The sequence below is a fragment of the Dankookia sp. GCM10030260 genome (genome assembly GCF_042666655.1).
Taxonomy (GTDB): domain Bacteria; phylum Pseudomonadota; class Alphaproteobacteria; order Acetobacterales; family Acetobacteraceae; genus Paracraurococcus.
Genome location: NZ_JBHTDE010000018.1, coordinates 31,138 through 46,759, shown reverse-complemented (window position 1 = coordinate 46,759; position 15,622 = coordinate 31,138). Strand labels below are relative to the sequence as shown.

Below are 15,622 nucleotides of genomic sequence, written 5' to 3'. Positions count from 1 at the left end.
ACGTATGCTGGCCAATGCCGGTGCCGGGACCCTGCTGCTCCTGCTCTGCCTGCGCGGTCCGGGCCGGCGCATCCTGCCGCACCGGGAGGAGTGGCGCGGTGTGCTCGCGCTCAGCCTGCTGATCATGGTGATCTTCCCCTTCGCGCTCATCGCCGGCGTCATGCTGGTCGGGCCGGGGCAGGCCGCCATCCTGAACTACACGATGCCGCTCTGGGCCTCGCTGCTCGCGGTGCCGGTGCTGGGCGAGCGACTGGACCGCCGCACCCTGATGGCGCTCGGCCTCGGACTTGCTGCCGTGCTGCTGGTGCTGGCCGGCACGATAGGACCTGAGGGTCCGAACGGCCTCGGCGTGGGGCTGGGCCTGGTGGCGGGCGCCACCTTCGGCGCCGGCACGGTGCTCAGCAAGAAGCTGCGCTTTCGCAGCCCCGTGCTGCTGATCACGGCTTGGCAGCTGCTGCTGGGAACGCCGCCAGCCTTCGTGGTGTGGCTGCTGCTGCACGACCAGACTTACCTGCACCCGGATGCGGGGCGCGGGCTGTTCGGCCTGTTCTACATGATCGTCTTCGCCAATGCGCTGGCCTACGCCGCGTGGTTCCCCGTTGTGGGGCGTCTGAAGGCCAGCGTCGCCAGCCTCTCGCTGCTGGTGGTGCCCTGCATCGGAGTCGCCAGCAGCGCGGTGCTCGTGCAGCGCGCGATCGGCCCCTTCGACGTGGCGGCTCTGGCCTGCGTGCTGGGCGCGATCGCCCTGGTAGTCCGGCGCGCCGCAGCACCTCCAGCGTTGGAGGCGCATCAGCAGGCCGAATGAGCGATGTCTGTCGTGCCACCAGACACGAGGATGCCGTCGAGATAGGCGCAAACGCAGCATTGGAGCTCTGCGAGGGGCACGAGCTTGGGGGGCGGTGAAAGCGATTTGTTTCGCTGCTTCGACCGATAAAGGATGGGCTTACTGAATGGAGGACCAGTACGCCGCCTGAAGATTGCTTTATTTCAACGCGTTAAAGCTTGAGGATTAAATCACGCTACCCTCAAGGTTCGGAGACTCCCCAGCGTTTCGAAGAGAAAACACGCCCTAATTCCGGATCAGCACCATCAAGGTAGCGGCTAAAATCGGCCGGAAACCCGCGCCTTAGCGCGGAGTCTAACTTAGAAAAGACAGGTTGTCGGGATAACGACTGGAGCAGCGGTAGGAACCGGGGAACAAAATTCTCTGGGCCGCTCGGCTGACCAATGATTTGGCAGCGCGAAGTGCCGCAGAGGTTGAAGAACTTCGCCGCGGCAGCGGCCGCACGCTGCGCTTCGAGTGGCGAAGTACTTGGGAGCAAGGCGCGTCGCTGGGCTGACTGCTCAGAGCTCCCAACGCGGGCTCCGCACCAGCACCTTTGCGCTGATGCGAGCCATGCTGCACTTCAGCCGCCGCCGCCTTGCACCAGCGGGCAGCCACCCTGAGCGATTGGCCGGTAGGCCTCCTCCAGTGGCACCTCGCGAAGCAGGCTGTAGACATCGTAGCGGCTCGCAGAGTCGGCCGGGGCCTTAACCTGGAAGACATACACCGGGCTGATTCGGCGACCGTCCGGCCGGATCTCGCCTCGGCCGAAGATCATGTCCTCTGTCGGCATTGCCTTCATGCGGGCGACCACGGCCCGGCCGTCTGTCGAGGCGCCGAGCGCCGCCACCGCCTTCAGGTAATGTGTCACAGCGGCGTAGACATTGGCCTGCAGGTCGGTCGGCATCCGCCCGCCCATCCGCTCGGCGAAGCGCCGGCCGAAGCTGCGCGTCCCGTCGTTCAGGTCCCAATACCAATTGCCGACCACGACGGCGCCCTGCGTCGCTTCCAGGCCGAGCGACACGATATCCGAGATGTAGACCGCCAGGCCGACCACGCGCTGGCCACGCCGGACCAAGCCAAATTCAGAGGCCTGCTTCATGCTATTGATGAAGTCGGCCTGGGAATTCGCCAAGGCGACCACCGCGGCGCGCGAGGCCTGCGCCTGCAGCAGTACGGCGGAGAAATCCGTCGTGCCGAGCGGATGGCGGACCGAACCGACGACCCGCCCGCCCGCCCGCGTCACCGCATCGGCGGACTGCTTCTCCAGGTCGTGCCCGAAGGCGTAATCGGCGGTGACGTAGAACCACGTGGCGCCGCCCTGCTGCACCAATGCGCGGCTCGGCACGTTCGACATCGACCAGGTGTCGAGCGAGTAGTGCACCAGGTTCGGCGAACAGAGGTCGCCGGAAAGCCGGCTTGACACCGCGGCAGTGGGTATTGCCACGCGGTTGGCGTTGCGTGCCACCTCGCCGACCGCCAGCGCCACCGCGGAATTGGGCAGGTCGATGATGGCGTCAACGCCCTCCGTGTCGAACCAGCGGCGGGCAATGGCGGAGGCAGTATCGGCACGGTTCTGGTGATCGCCGGAGACGATCTGCACGGGCAGGTCCGCCGCACGGCCGCCGAAATCCTCCACCGCCAGCTGCGCCGCGATGACGGAACCCGGCCCGGCGACATCCGCAAAGCTGCCCGAGAGGTCGCTCAGGATGCCGACGCGGATGGCGTCACGCCGTGGTCCGGGCTGCGGCTGCGCTTCGGCCGGCAGGCTGGTCGCCATAACCGCCGCCAGCGCGGCGGCCCTCAGGATGGAGCGTCGCATGATGTGTTTCCCCCTGTTCCAGCCGGTTCGATCAGCGGCGGTCGTCGCCGCCGGAGAAGCTGCCTTCCGCCATATCCGTGACGCCGGCCGCTGCCCGTGCCTGCGCCAGCATCGCCGCCGGGGGCCGGGCGTAGTGGCCGGCGCGGCTGACCCGGAGCCCGAGCGCGGCACGCGCCCCAGCCATGAACCCGGCGTAGCGGAACAGCGTGCCCAGCGCGTCCATCACCACGGCCCCATGGCTCGCCCGCAGCCCGTGGCGCCAGACGAATTCGTTGAGGAAGCCATCGCCCGGGATCACCACCTCGGCGCCCATCGCCACCAGCCGGCCGCAGGCGGCATCGAAGGCGCCCAGCAGCGGTCGGGCGGTCTCCTCGCCGCCCTCTAGACTGTACTCGTCGATCGGCGGCTGCATCGCCACCACCCCGGCCAGGCGTTCACGCAGGCCGTAGGCGCGGGCCAATTCCTCGTGCTGGGTGCGCTGGCTGGCTTCCAGCGAGACCAAGCCGAAGCGCTGCCCGAGCGAGCAGGCAACCAGCATACAGGTCTCCGACAGGCCGACGCAGGGAATGTCCACCAGCGACCGCGCGGCGCGCAGCGCCGGATCATAGAAGCAGCCGAGGGCGAAGGCATCATACCCCTCGCGTTCCGCGGCCAGCGCCGCCTCGACCACCTGCGCCTCGTTCAGGTATTCCAGGTAGCGGTGACGGATGGTGTGGATTGGCGCGAAGTCGCTGCCGTAGGTGCCGGGGCGCAGGCCATGCAGCACCACGCTGTCGCCCGCCGGCATCACCGCCTCGGCGTGGCGAGCCAGGGTGGCGCGGTAGACCGGGGCGTGGTCGAGGTCGCTGAAGCTCTGGTGCCAGATGCGCATCTCAGCGTCTTTCGCGGTCAGTCGGCATTGCCGCGCCGCGCCGCATGGCGTCCCGCCAGCCGGCCGAAGACCAGCCCCTTCAGTACTGAGGTCGCGCCGGTATAGGTGCGGTAGTAGGTGCCGATGATCTCGCCGGCGGCGTAGAGCCCTTCGATTGGCCGGCCGTCGCCGTTCACCACGCGCCCGTCGCTGTCCACCTTCACCCCGCCGAAGGTGAACACATTGGCCGAGATGATCGGATAGGCATGGAATGGTGGCTCGTCCACCGGTATTGCCCAATTGGACTTGGGCGGGTCCAGGCCGCGGGTCGCCAGCCCGTCCAGTTCCAGCGGGCGCCAGTCGCCTGGCACGCAGGCAGCGTTGTAGTCCCGCAGCGTCCCCGCCAGGGCCGCGGCCGGCACCGCCAGCTGCGCCGCCAGCGCATCCAGGCTGTCGGCGACGATCGGTGGCTGGTCCGTGCGGATGGCGAGGCGGACGTTCGGCACGCGCTGATGTCTGGCATCCAGCACCACCCAGGCGAGGCCATCACGCTGCTCGAAGATCCGCCGGGTGACGCTTTCATAATGTGCATCCACCGTGCCCGGCGCCTCGTCGGTGAAGCGTCTGCCGTCCTTATTCACCAGGATGCCATAGGGGAAGACGAAGACCGAAGGCTCGGAGACGCCGGAGCGCGGGTCGATCGGCTCCGCGTGGTAGCTGCCGAAGTCGCCCGCGGTGGCCGCGCCGACATCCAGCGCCATGCGGATACCGTCGCCGCGGTTGAAGTTCGCACCCTTGCAGATGGGCCGCAGAAAGGCGGCGCGCGGGCCGATATAACGGGCCAGCATCTCGGCATTGCCTTCGAAGCCGCCGCAGGCCAGCACCACCTGGCCGCCCAGCCGCAGCCGCCCTTCCTGCCCGCTGCGGGCGACCAGGCCTGTGACCCGGCCGTCCTCGTCCTGCTCCAGGCACTCCGCCGTGGTCTCGTACAAGAACTCGATGCCGAGCGCCTCGGCACGCGCCGCCAGCCCGTCCACCAGCGCCAGCCCGCCGCCCACCGGCAGCAGGCGTGGCTGGGACTTGGTGAGGAACTGGGTCGGCAGGAAATCGAAGCGCAGACCGAAGCCCTTGAGCCAGGCGATGGTCGGGCCGGCCTGGTCGGCGAACGTGGCGATGAATGCCGGCTCAGCCATCGAGAGGGCCGCGGCATAGGCAGCGCGCTGTCCCGGCGGGCGGGCGCTTTCGGCGATCAGGTCCGGGTCGAGGGTTCCGCTGCTGTTCTCGGCAAGGTGGCTCTCGAAATCGTCGGTGACCTCGGCCTCGCTCTTCATTCGCAGATAAGCTTCGGTGTAGCGGCTCTGGCCGCCGCGTTCCTCGGCTGGGGCGCGTTCCAGCACCGCGACGCGCGCACCGGCCTCAGCCGCGGCGACGGCGGCGGACAGCCCGGCAACGCCGCAGCCGGCCACGACCACCTCGAAACGCTTTTCGCGCATTCGACGTTCTCCCTTGGGTGGGAGCATGGCACGGCGGCGGTGCAGGTCAAATGCACCGGCACAGGCCCGGGCAGGGGCCGGAACGGCGGTCCTCGCGCGCGCCTCGGCCGGGGCACCAGGCTGCTGGCCAGCCCGGTGCATTGCTCCTCTGGGTGGTCGCATGGACGTAGGTCCGACGACCTGATTATATTTCCAAAGATGAGGCGGCCTCGAGAACAACGCCTCGGAGCGAGGCGACGATGGACGATTTCGATCAATCCCTCCAGGAGTTCCAGATCACGGCGCAGGCCCGGCGCTCCGCCGCGGGCTGGCTCGACGCCTTCGAGGCGGCGCTTGCATCCCGCGATGCCGCGCGGATCGGCGCCCTGTTCCATGCGGACTCCCATTGGCGGGACATCCTGGCCTTCACATGGCACCTGACCCCCGTCGCCGGCCGGGACAGCATCGCCGCGCGCCTCGCCGCGGAACAGGCGCGCACGGCCGCGCAGGGCTTCCACCTGCCGCAAGGCCGGAAGCCGCCCCGCCAGGTGAAACGCCTGGGTATCGACAGCGTCGAGGCGATCTTCGAATTCACCACGGCGGATGGCCGTGGCGCCGGCCTCATCCGCCTGTCGCCGTCGCCGGCTGGCGACGGTACGATGAAGGCATGGCTCCTCTCGACGACGCTCGAGGCGCTGCATGGCCACGAGGAGAGGATCGGTGAAAACCGGCCGACCGGCGCTGCCTATTCGCGCAATTTCGGCGGCGACAACTGGGCCGACATGCGCCGCAAGGCTGCTGCCTATGCCGACCGGGAACCGGCGGTGCTGGTGATCGGCGCCGCCCAGGCGGGTCTCTCGATCGCGGCGCGGCTGAACCAGCTCGGTGTCGATACCCTTGTCGTCGAGCAATTGCCGCGCATCGGTGACAGCTGGCGGAAGCGCTACCACTCGCTGGCGCTGCACAACTCGATCCACCTGAACCACCTGCCCTACATGGAATTTCCGCCGACCTGGCCGAAATACATCCCGAAAGACATGCTGGGGAACTGGTTCGAATTCTATGCCGACGCCATGGAAATCAACTGCTGGACGGGGACCGAATTCGTCGCCGGCACTTGGGACGAGGCGGCGAAATGCTGGACGGCCCGGCTGAAGTGCGCCGACGGTAGCGAACGCATCGTCCGGCCCCGGCACCTCGTCTTCGCCAACGGCGTCAGCAGCTATCCCATGCTGCCGGAGCTGTCGGGCCTTGGCGATTTCAAAGGACAGATCCTCCATTCCGAAGGCTTCGACAGCGGCGCGGGCTGGGAGGGAAAGAACGCGCTGATTCTTGGCACCGGCAGCAGCGCCAACGACATCGCGCTCGACCTGCACAGCCACGGCGTGAACACGACGCTCATCCAGCGAGGTTCGACGACCGTCGTGTCGATCGACCCGAGTGCCAGGCTCAACGAGGCGATCTGGGATGAGGGCGGGCCGCTTGAGGATTGCGACCTGATTGTCTCGTCTGCCACGCCCCCGCTGATCATCAAGGCCTATAAATCCGTCACGAAACGTATGCTCGAGCTCGACCGCGAGATGATCGAGGGCCTCAAGGGCATTGGCTTCAAGCACGATGTTGGCGAGGACGAGACCGGCCACCAGATGAAATACTTCCGGCGCGGCGGTGGCTACAACCTGGATGCCGGCAGCTCCGAGCTCATGATCAAGGGCCAGCTCGGCCTGCTGCAGTACGACCGGATCGAACGCTTCACCGCTGCGGGTGCGCTCCTCAAGGATGGCTCGACGGTACCGGCCGATCTCATCGTCCTGGCGACCGGCTACTACCCGCAGGAGGAGCTCGTCCGCCGGGCGATCGGCGACGCGATGCTGGACCGCATCGGCCCGGTCTGGGGCATTGGCGAAGACGGCGAACTGAACAACATGTTCAAGCGTACGCCGCAGCAAGGCTTGTGGTTCATTGCCGGCGGCCTGGCGCAATGCCGCATCAACTCGAAGTACCTCGCGCTGCAGATCAAGGCGATGGAGCTCGGGAAACTCGGCCCGCTCTGAAGCATTCGCCGCGTCGGGCCCAGCCCGGAGATCGGCCATCGGCTTGCTGGAGGTGGTGAGGCGATTGCCAGCCGGTTACTGGTGACCTGCAACTGGGTGGACGGCGGCACGTGGTGCCGAAGCACCGGCCCAGTGCCTCACCTGCCCGAAGGGTGCATGGCCCGCTTCGCCCGACGCCATTGCCACGCAAGGCCAGGCAGCTTTCCAATCCCGGCGCAATGCCGCATGCTTCCGCCCGGCCGAGGCGCGGCATACGCGTTCATGGGCCGAGAAGGGGGAAACGAGCAGCCATGAGCGAGCTGTCGCCACGCCAGCGCGCGCTGAAGGAGGCGTTCACCGAGGCGCGCGGCTATTGGAGTCCGGTCTGGGACCAGGTGCTCGCACTCGACCCCGCCTTCTTCGAGGCCTACCTGAACTTTTCCGCGGTACCCTGGCGGCATGGCGTGCTGGAGCCGAAGGTCCGCGAGTTCATCTACATCGCCATCGACGCCTCGACCACGCATCTGCACGCCGCGGGCACCCGCACGCACATGAAGAACGCACTGCGCCACGGCGCGACGCAGCAGGAGATCATGGAGGTGCTCCAGCTCATCTCCGTGCTCGGCATCCACAGCGTGACGGATGGCGTGCCCATACTGGTCGAGGAGATGACCGCCGCCGGGCGTGGGGCGGAGCTGCCGAAGCCTGGCGCAGGCGGCGCGCGCGAGGCGCGACTGAAGGCCGAGTTCACCGCCGCGCGTGGTTACTGGAGCGAGCTGTGGGACCACGTCCTCGCGCTCTCGCCGGATTTCTTCGAAGCATACATGCACTTCTCCTCGGTGCCCTGGAAGCACGGCATGCTGGCGCCGAAGGTAAAGGAGTTCATCTACATCGCGATAGACGCCGCGACGACGCATCTCTACGCGCCCGGCACCCGCGTGCACATCCGCAATGCCATCCGGCTCGGCGCGACGCGCCAGGAGATCATGGAGGTGCTAGAGCTCACCAGCGTGCTCGGCATCCACAGCACCACGCATGGCGTGCCGATCCTGCTGGAAGAACTGGAGACGGCCGGCAAGGGCTGACGACGAAGCTTAAGGGGGGAGACCAAGATGAAGATCAACCGTAGGGGCCTAGCGCTGGGCGCCGCCGGGCTGGCGCTGCCCGGCCTCGCCCGGGCGCAATCCGGCACCATCAAGTTCGGCTTCACCGCCGCGCTGACCGGCCCGTTCAACGAGTTCGGCGAGGGCATCAACCGCGGCGCTCAGATCGCCGTGGAGGAATGCAACAAGGCCGGCGGCATCAACGGCCGCATGGTGGAGCTGGCCGAGGTCCTGGATGACCAGCTGGTGCCCGACCGTGCGGTGCAGAACCTGCGCCGCATCCTGGACAACCGCGAGATCGTCGGGCTCATGTGCCCCTCGGGCTCGGGTCCCACCCTGGCGATCGCCGACATGGTCCAGGCCGATGGCCGGCCGATCATCAACCCTCAGGCCCAGACACCCGCGATCGTCTATCCCAATGGGCTGGATAAGCCGCCGCGGCCCAACCTGTTCTCCGTTTCCATCGGCAACCTGGTGGAGTCCGAGAAGCTGGCGGCGGCGCTGTCGCAGTTCAGCCGCATCGGCATCCTGCACGAGAGCACCGGCTATGGCGTGACCGGCGCCGACCTGGTCCGTAAGGCGATCACCGGCCGCAAGCCGGATGCCAGGGTGACGGTGGAAAGCTACAACCAGCGCGCGCAGGACATGACCGCCCAGCTGGTCCGCGTGCAGCGCGCGAATGCCGAGGCGATGCTGGTCATCGGCCTCGGTGCCGACTTCGCGGTGATCCGCCGCAACATGAGCCGGCTGAACATGAACCTCGCTCTCTATGGCGCCGCCGGCGCGGTGACGGTGCCCTATATCGAAGGCGCCGGCGACCTGGTAGCGGGCACCCGCGCGGTGAACCATGCCGCCTTTGGCCGCCGCCCGATGCACCCCGCGGCCCAGAAATTCGCTGATCTCTACCGGGCGAAATTCGGCACCGACCGGTGGTACGGCCCGGATGCCGCCAACCCGCTCATCTCGCTCGCCGGTACCGTAGGCAGCGGCTACGACTGCATCAGCCTGCTGATCGACGCGATCCGCCGCGCCGGCTCCACCGCCCCGCGCGACATGATCGGCGCGCTGGATCAGACCAGGGACTTCGAGGGTGCGACCGTCCGCCGCGTCAGCTTCACGCCGGAGAACCACGTGGCGCTGAAGCTGGAAGACCTCGGCACCTACGAGATGCTGAAGCGCGGCGACCGCGTGGTGCTGGAGCTGCGTGACTAGGCGATGGATGACTTCTTCTTCTCGCTGCTGCTGGCCGGGATCAGCGTGGGCGCGGTCTATGCGCTGATTGCGCTCGGGCTGAACCTGACCTTCTGGACCACGAAGACGCTGAATTTTGGCCAGGGCTCGCTGATGATGCTCTGCGCCATGCTCACCGTCTTCCTCTCCAGCCAGGGCCTGGCCACCGCGCTGGCGGTGCTGGGCAGCCTGGTCGCCGTCGCGGCGCTCGGCATGTTCATCGAACGCTGGACGGTACGGCCTGCCTTGCAGTCAAGCGGCGGCAGCATGGGCTGGGTGGTCTCCACCCTCGGCTTCGGCATCTTCCTGCAAGGCATGGCGGCGAAGTATTTCGGCTCGCAGGCCATGGCCTTCCCCGACGTGGTGTTCACCGCGCAGGATTTCGTCACCGTGTTCGGGCAGTACATCTCCCTGCAGTACCTGGTGGTGTTGGCGGTCGCCGTCGCGCTGATCCTGGCCTTCGAGCTGTTCATCCGCCGCACCGTCTGGGGCCAGGCGGTGCACGCCGTCTCGCTTGACCCGGAACTGGCGCTGGTGCAGGGCATCCCGGTGCGGCGGCTGATCCTCGGCTCCTTCATGCTTTCCTCGATCCTGGCGGGGGTGGCCGGGGTGCTGATCGCCCAGATCGGCGGCACGGTGGACCCCGCCTTCGGCTTCGACCTGGTGCTGCTCGGCTTCGTCGCCGCGGTGCTTGGTGGCATGGGCAGCTCGCTCGGCGCGCTGGCCGGCGGGCTGCTGGTGGGCGTCATCAGCAAGCTGGTGGGTGGCTACGTCTCCACCGCCGCGGAACACGGCATCGCCTTCGCGCTGCTGATGCTGGCACTGGCGGTGCGGCCGCAGGGCCTGTTCGGCCGGCCGGAGGTCAGCAAGGCATGAACGCGCTGCGATCGCGGCTTAGCGCGGCCGTCGCGGACTGGCGCGTGCAGGTGGCGCTGGTGCTGGCGCTGCTGCTGGCGGCGCCGCTGCTCTCCCCGGGGACCCTGCAGATCGCCAGCTTCGTACTGGTGGCCGCGATCTTTGCCCAGAGCATCAACCTGCTCACCGGCCTCGCCGGCCAGATCTCGCTCGGCCATGCCGGCTTCTTCGGCATCGGCGCCTATTCCACCGGCATCCTGGTGAAGACTCATGGGCTCGACGTCACGCTCGGCGTGCCGGCGTCGGTGCTGCTGGCCGGGCTGACCGGCTGGCTGCTCTCCTTCCCCGCCAACCGGGTGCGCGACGTCTACCTGGCGATGATGACGCTCGGCTTCGGCATGGTGTTCTTCGAGATCGTGCGGGAGTGGAACGAGCTCACCGGCGGCACCATGGGCCTGCCCGGCGTGCCCTCGGCGGCGCTGCGCACGCTCAGCATCCTCGGCATTAAGGTGGACGGGCTGCGCTACTTCCAGCTCGTCCTTGTGCTCACCGCGGGCGTCATGCTGCTGGTGCGGAACCTGACCCAGTCGCGCATCGGCCGCGCCTTCTATGCCATCCAGGTGAGCGAGGTCGCGGCCGGCAGCATCGGCATCCCCGCCGGCCGCACCAAGCAACTGGCCTATGCGCTCTCGGGCGCCCTGGCGGGGCTGGCGGGCGCGCTCTACGCTCATCTGGTCGGCTATCTCGGGCCGGAAAGCTTCGCCCTGCCGCGCTCGATCGAGGTGCTGGTCATCGCCATCGTCGGCGGGCTCGGCTCCATTGCCGGGCAGGTGCTGAGCGCGGCGCTGTTCACCTTCCTGCCCGAACGGCTGCAGGTCTTCGCCGAATGGCAGTTCATCGCCTATGGGCTGATCCTGACCTTCTCCCTGCTGGTGCTACCCCGCGGCATCGGCGGCCTGCTGTTCGACCCGCCGCGCTTCATCAAGCCGCGCGCCCTGGCCCGCGCCGCTGCGCTGCCCGCGGACGCCACGGCGCTGCGCCCGGACGGCGACGGCACCGCGCTGGACGCCGAGGGCATCACCATGCGCTTCGGCGGACTGGTGGCGGTGGACGATGTCTCGCTGCGGCTGGAGCCGGGGCGGATCACCGCGCTGGTCGGCCCGAACGGCTCGGGCAAGAGCACCTTCGTCAATGTCGTCACCGGCATCTACCGGCCGGCCGCGGGGCGGGTGCGCTTCGGCGGCCAGGACATCACCGGTCTGCCCGACCATGAGGTGGCCAGGGCCGGCGTGGTGCGGACCTTCCAGGACCCGCGCCTGGTGCCGCATTTCACGGTGCGGGAGAACCTATTGCTCGGCGCGCACCGCCAGCTGCGCCACGGCGGCCTCGCCGCCACGCTCGCCCTGCCCGGCGCCATCGCCGAGGAAGCCGCGCAGCTGGCGCTGGTGGAGGCGGTGCTGGCGCTGTCGGACCTTACCGAGGTGGCGGACCGACCGATCGACACCCTGCCCTATGGCACCCGCCGCATGGCCGAGGTGGGCCGCGCCCTGCTCGCCCGCCCGCGCGTCATCCTGCTCGACGAACCCGCGGCGGGACTGTCCGAGACGGAGATGGACCGGCTCGCGCAGCTGATACGCGACATGAAGGCGATGGGCCTCGCCATCCTGCTCATCGACCATCACATGGATTTCCTGGCGGAGCTGGTGGACGAGGTGGTGGTGCTGGACAGCGGCCGGATGATCTACCGCGGCGACATCGCCGGCATGCGCGGCGACGCGCAGGTGATAGCCGCCTATCTCGGCGACGAGGCCGCCCATGCTTGAGCTGCGCGATCTCTCAGTGCACTACGGCGCCGTGCGGGCGCTGGAAGGCGTCTCGCTCCAGGCCGCGCCGGGCGGCATCACCGCCATCCTCGGCGCCAATGGCGCGGGCAAGTCCTCCCTCATGCGGGCGGTCTCCGGCATCGCGCCGGTGGCTGCCGGCCAGGTGCTGCTGGATGGCCAGGACATCACGGCGCTGCCGCCGCCGGCACGGGCGCGGCTCGGCCTGGCGCATGCCATGGAGGGCCGCCGGCTGTTCCGGCAGCTGACGGTTGAGGACAACCTGCAGCTGGCCTGGAGCTTCGGCGCCCGCCGCGGCAAGCTGGCGGCATCCCTGGCCGAGGTCTATGCCCGCTTCCCCATCCTGGAGACCAAGGCGCGCATCGCGGCCGGGCTGCTTTCGGGCGGGCAGCAGCAGATGCTGATCCTCTCCTGCACCACCATCCGCAGCCCGCGCTTCCTGCTGCTGGACGAGCCCTCGCTCGGCCTCGCGCCGATCATCGTGCAGCAGATCTATGGCTTCATCACCGATTATGCCGCGCAGAGCGGCATCGTCGTCATCATCGCCGAACAGATGGCGACCCTGGCACTGAAGGTATCGCGCCAGGGCCTGGTGCTGCGGCGCGGCCGCGTGGCGCTGGCCGGCGCCGCCGAGGAACTGCTGCGCGGCAAGGACGGCAAGACGCTGGCCGCCAGTTACCTTTAGGGCGCGCCGGCCCTGACGTGGCTATTCCGGCTGCTCCATCAGCGCCAGGCCCTCCATGGCCAAGCCGTAGCCCAGCAGATCCTGCATGCGCTTCCGCAGATGCTCGGTGAACATCAGCCTGGTGTAGCGCAGCAGCAGCGTCGGCTTCTGTGCCAGCAGGCGGGCGTGTTCCCATGCGCGGTCGAGCACCTGCGTCTGTGGCAGCACCTCGTTCACCAAGCCGAGGGCGAGCGCCTCCTGGGCGGTCAGCGTCTGGCCGGTCAGCAGGAAGTAGCGGCCGCGGTTCATCCCCATCAGCAGCGGCATGAGTATGTGCATGCCGTCGCCCGGCAGCATGCCCGACATGAAATGCGCCGAATCCTGGAACTGCGCGGTGTCCGACGCCAGCACGATGTCTGAAAGCAGCGGGATCTCGCAATGCCGCCAGGCCGGACCGTTGATGGCGGCGATCACCGGTACCTCAATGTTCAGCAGGTTCATCAGCAGGGCCCGGCCTTCCCAATGGACACGGTCATAGGCCGCGGCGGTGATGCCCTGGGCCAGCGAGCGCGTCGCGGCCGTGGCGCGGAGGCCGGAGAACTCCTCCCCCGTACCGGTCAGGATCACCACGCGGTTGTCGCGGTCGCGCCCAACCTCGGCGAAGGCGTCGGGCAACTCGCCATGCGGCACCAAACCCCAGCGCAGCGGGCCGTCATCGGTGTGGAGGCGCATCTCCAGGATGCCGTCCTCACGCCGCATCCTGAGGCATGAGAACTTGTCGCGGTAGCTCTCGAGACGGCTCACGCTGCGAGTTCCAGGATTTCCATCACCTGCGCCGGTCCTTCAATGCGGCGCGGGTTGCGCGGAACCCAGGGCGTGGCCATGGCGCGTTCGGCGATGCGGGCAAAGGCGTCGCGCCCGATGCCGACCGCGTCCAGGCTGCGCGGCATGCCGAGCCCGGCGATCAGGGCATGCAGCGCCTCCGCCGCCTCCCCGCCCGGGCTGCCCATGGCGGCGGCCACCCTCGCCTGGCGCTCCGCATTGGCCGCGCGGTTCCAGCGCATCACCGCCGGCAGCATGATGCAGGAGGTGTGCCCGTGCGGGATGTCGAAGGCCGCGCCGAGGACGTAGCCGATGCCATGGCTGGCACCCATCGGCACGCCGGTCGCCAGCGGCGCCATGGACAGCCAGGAGCCCAGCTGACAGTCCAGCCTTGCATCGAGGTCACCCGGGTCCGCCTTCACCCGCGGGAGCCCGGAGGCCAGCAGCCCGAGGCCGTGCAACGCCTGCGCATCAGCGTAGGGCTGCGCCTCGGCGGAGCAGATCCCCTCGACGCAATGGTCCACCGCGCGGATGCCGGTGGAGAGGAACAGCCATTCCGGCGTCGCCAGAGTCATTGCCGGGTCGAGCACCACGGCGGCGGGGATGGTCCCGGGGTGGTGGAACACTTCCTTTATCCGGCTGCGCTCATCCGTCACGCCGGCGAAGGCGCTGAACTCGCCGGCCGAAAGGGTGGTGGGCACCGCCACTTGGCGCAGCCCCGGTGCCTGTAGTGGCGGGCCGCCGGGGCGCAGCCGGTCCATCGCCTCGGTGCTGTCGATGCCATTGGCAAGGCAGAGTTGCACCGCTTTCGCCGCATCGGTCAGGGAGCCGCCCCCGACCGTGACGATAAGGTCGGCGGCCGCCTCGCGCGCCATGCGGGTCGCGTCCAGCACCGCGCCGCGGGGCGAATGCGGCGGCATGCCCTGGTACTGCGCCGCGAACCGGTGGCCGAGTGCATCACGGACACGCGCAACATGGTCGGTATTCCGCGCCAGGGTGGCGCTTGCCATCACCAGGACGCGCGTCGCGCCGAGGCGCTCAGCCTGTTCGGCCACCGCCTGCGCCGCGGGCCGGCCGAATACCACCTCCTCCATCTGGCTGAACACCACGCGCCCATTCCGGGTCATCGGCATTTCCTCCCTTGGCTGGGCCCAGCATATCAATCTTCGTAGCCCCTGCACCACGCCGCCCTCGCCTGGTGGCGGCAGCAGCGTGAGGGCGCCGAGAGCCATCTCGCTTCGGCTGAGCCGATCGGCGGCCTGCTTCCAGCGTTCGGCTTGGGCTTTCTTCCCAAGGGCGGGCCGTAGCACCGGAGGACCTCGAACTCGACCGCTCCGTCGGAGCCGCAGATGCCGATTTGCGCGAAGGCGACGCCCGGGCCGAACCGAACCGTCATGCGCCGATTCAGCGACGAGTCCGCCATCGGCGCGCCGCCATTCCAGGCCTTGGAGGGGGCATTCCAGACCGGGGTGGCGGTGGCGAGCGAGGTCAGCACGTCGTCGGCGACAAATGCTCGCACGACCATGGGACGCAGTCTTACCTCATGGCAGGCGATGATAGACGGCCGGATTTCCGGCATCAGTCCTTCTTGGCTTTCCGCTTGGCTTTCTTCAGCCCAGCGAATGCGGACTCCTTCAGGGAAGGGCTGGCCTTGAACTTGACAGTCGCGCCGGCCTTAACCGCCACCTTCTCGCCCGTGCGCGGATTCAGCGCGGTACGCTTCGGAGTCTCGCGGACGATGAATGCCCCGAAGTCGGGCAGAGTGAAGCGCCCGGTCTCGATAATCTCGGACTTGATCGCCGCGATGATGTCCGCCGCGAGCCGGTTGGCTGTGATGGCCGGCATCTCAGCGGACTGGACGATGACGTCGGTGAGGAACTTCTTCGACATGTACACGGACTCCTGTAGCGCAGGCCCGTTTATGCGGCGTGAGTGATTTTGTCACGAGAGCGGAGCACGGATGGGAGCGAGATCCGCCCGGCCTACGTACGACACCCACGACCATCCCGGTCTGCACCCGCACCTGGAATATCCCCAAAATCGGGGATAAGTCTGTGAGCAACTGCTGGACGACTCCGGCCTGCTTGGCAGCAATCCTGAGGTTTTC

14 protein-coding genes are annotated in these 15,622 nt (G+C 68.3%); 7 read left to right on the top strand and 7 right to left on the bottom strand.

Annotated elements, in window-relative coordinates:
* On the top strand, nucleotides 1-805 hold an 805-nt coding region (locus ACFQS7_RS27355; RefSeq protein WP_380070327.1), incomplete at its 5' end, for a DMT family transporter.
* A 601-nt stretch (nucleotides 806-1,406) separates the two neighbouring features.
* On the opposite strand, the gene ACFQS7_RS27350 is transcribed toward ACFQS7_RS27355, so the two are convergent.
* From ACFQS7_RS27350 to ACFQS7_RS27340, 3 genes are read right to left on the bottom strand one after another with little or no spacing between them, the layout of a single operon-like run.
* Nucleotides 1,407-2,645, bottom strand: a complete 1,239-nt coding sequence (locus ACFQS7_RS27350; protein ID WP_380070326.1) for an ABC transporter substrate-binding protein — start codon at nucleotides 2,643-2,645, stop codon at nucleotides 1,407-1,409.
* A 31-nt stretch (nucleotides 2,646-2,676) separates the two neighbouring features.
* Entirely contained in the window at nucleotides 2,677-3,516 is an 840-nt protein-coding gene (locus ACFQS7_RS27345) for an aspartate/glutamate racemase family protein (RefSeq protein ID WP_380070325.1), read from the bottom strand.
* 17 nt (nucleotides 3,517-3,533) lie between these two features.
* Nucleotides 3,534-4,988 (bottom strand): FAD-dependent oxidoreductase, encoded by a 1,455-nt coding sequence (locus tag ACFQS7_RS27340; protein WP_380070324.1) that lies wholly within the window; start codon nucleotides 4,986-4,988, stop codon nucleotides 3,534-3,536.
* Between the two features lie 239 nt (nucleotides 4,989-5,227).
* Here ACFQS7_RS27340 and ACFQS7_RS27335 point away from each other — a divergent pair, with 239 nt between their 5' ends.
* The 6 genes from ACFQS7_RS27335 to ACFQS7_RS27310 all read left to right on the top strand — a co-directional run bounded on the left by ACFQS7_RS27335 (nucleotide 5,228) and on the right by ACFQS7_RS27310 (nucleotide 12,714).
* On the top strand, nucleotides 5,228-7,021 hold the full coding sequence (locus ACFQS7_RS27335; protein ID WP_380070323.1) for a flavin-containing monooxygenase: 1,794 nt from the start codon (nucleotides 5,228-5,230) through the stop codon (nucleotides 7,019-7,021).
* 290 nt (nucleotides 7,022-7,311) lie between these two features.
* Entirely contained in the window at nucleotides 7,312-8,085 is a 774-nt protein-coding gene (locus ACFQS7_RS27330; RefSeq protein ID WP_380070322.1) for a carboxymuconolactone decarboxylase family protein, read from the top strand.
* Nucleotides 8,086-8,112: 27 nt separating this feature from the next.
* On the top strand, nucleotides 8,113-9,315 hold the full coding sequence (locus tag ACFQS7_RS27325) for an ABC transporter substrate-binding protein (RefSeq protein WP_380070321.1): 1,203 nt from the start codon (nucleotides 8,113-8,115) through the stop codon (nucleotides 9,313-9,315).
* A gap of 3 nt (nucleotides 9,316-9,318) precedes the next feature.
* Entirely contained in the window at nucleotides 9,319-10,209 is an 891-nt protein-coding gene (locus ACFQS7_RS27320) for a branched-chain amino acid ABC transporter permease (RefSeq protein ID WP_380070320.1), read from the top strand.
* Nucleotides 10,206-12,011: an ABC transporter permease subunit gene (locus ACFQS7_RS27315; protein ID WP_380070319.1), complete on the top strand. Its 1,806-nt coding sequence runs from the start codon at nucleotides 10,206-10,208 to the stop codon at nucleotides 12,009-12,011. Before ACFQS7_RS27320 ends, ACFQS7_RS27315 begins: the two co-directional genes overlap by 4 nt.
* Complete coding sequence (locus ACFQS7_RS27310; RefSeq protein ID WP_380070318.1) at nucleotides 12,004-12,714, top strand: ABC transporter ATP-binding protein; 711 nt, start codon at nucleotides 12,004-12,006, stop codon at nucleotides 12,712-12,714. The genes ACFQS7_RS27315 and ACFQS7_RS27310 overlap by 8 nt, the downstream gene beginning before the upstream one ends.
* A gap of 21 nt (nucleotides 12,715-12,735) precedes the next feature.
* Here ACFQS7_RS27310 and ACFQS7_RS27305 read toward each other — a convergent pair whose 3' ends face one another.
* From ACFQS7_RS27305 to ACFQS7_RS27290, 4 genes are read right to left on the bottom strand one after another with little or no spacing between them, the layout of a single operon-like run.
* On the bottom strand, nucleotides 12,736-13,497 hold the full coding sequence (locus ACFQS7_RS27305) for an enoyl-CoA hydratase/isomerase family protein (protein WP_380070317.1): 762 nt from the start codon (nucleotides 13,495-13,497) through the stop codon (nucleotides 12,736-12,738).
* The gene (locus ACFQS7_RS27300; protein ID WP_380070316.1) at nucleotides 13,494-14,642 is read right to left on the bottom strand and encodes an iron-containing alcohol dehydrogenase; all 1,149 of its coding nucleotides are present in this window, start codon (nucleotides 14,640-14,642) and stop codon (nucleotides 13,494-13,496) included. Before ACFQS7_RS27300 ends, ACFQS7_RS27305 begins: the two co-directional genes overlap by 4 nt.
* Before the next feature lie 32 nt (nucleotides 14,643-14,674).
* Nucleotides 14,675-15,094 carry a hypothetical protein gene (locus tag ACFQS7_RS27295; RefSeq protein ID WP_380070315.1) on the bottom strand — a complete coding sequence of 140 codons (420 nt, stop codon included), beginning with the start codon at nucleotides 15,092-15,094 and terminating at the stop codon, nucleotides 14,675-14,677.
* On the bottom strand, nucleotides 15,094-15,405 hold the full coding sequence (locus tag ACFQS7_RS27290; protein WP_380070314.1) for an HU family DNA-binding protein: 312 nt from the start codon (nucleotides 15,403-15,405) through the stop codon (nucleotides 15,094-15,096). The genes ACFQS7_RS27295 and ACFQS7_RS27290 overlap by 1 nt, the downstream gene beginning before the upstream one ends.
* Between the last annotated feature and the right edge of the window lie 217 nt (nucleotides 15,406-15,622).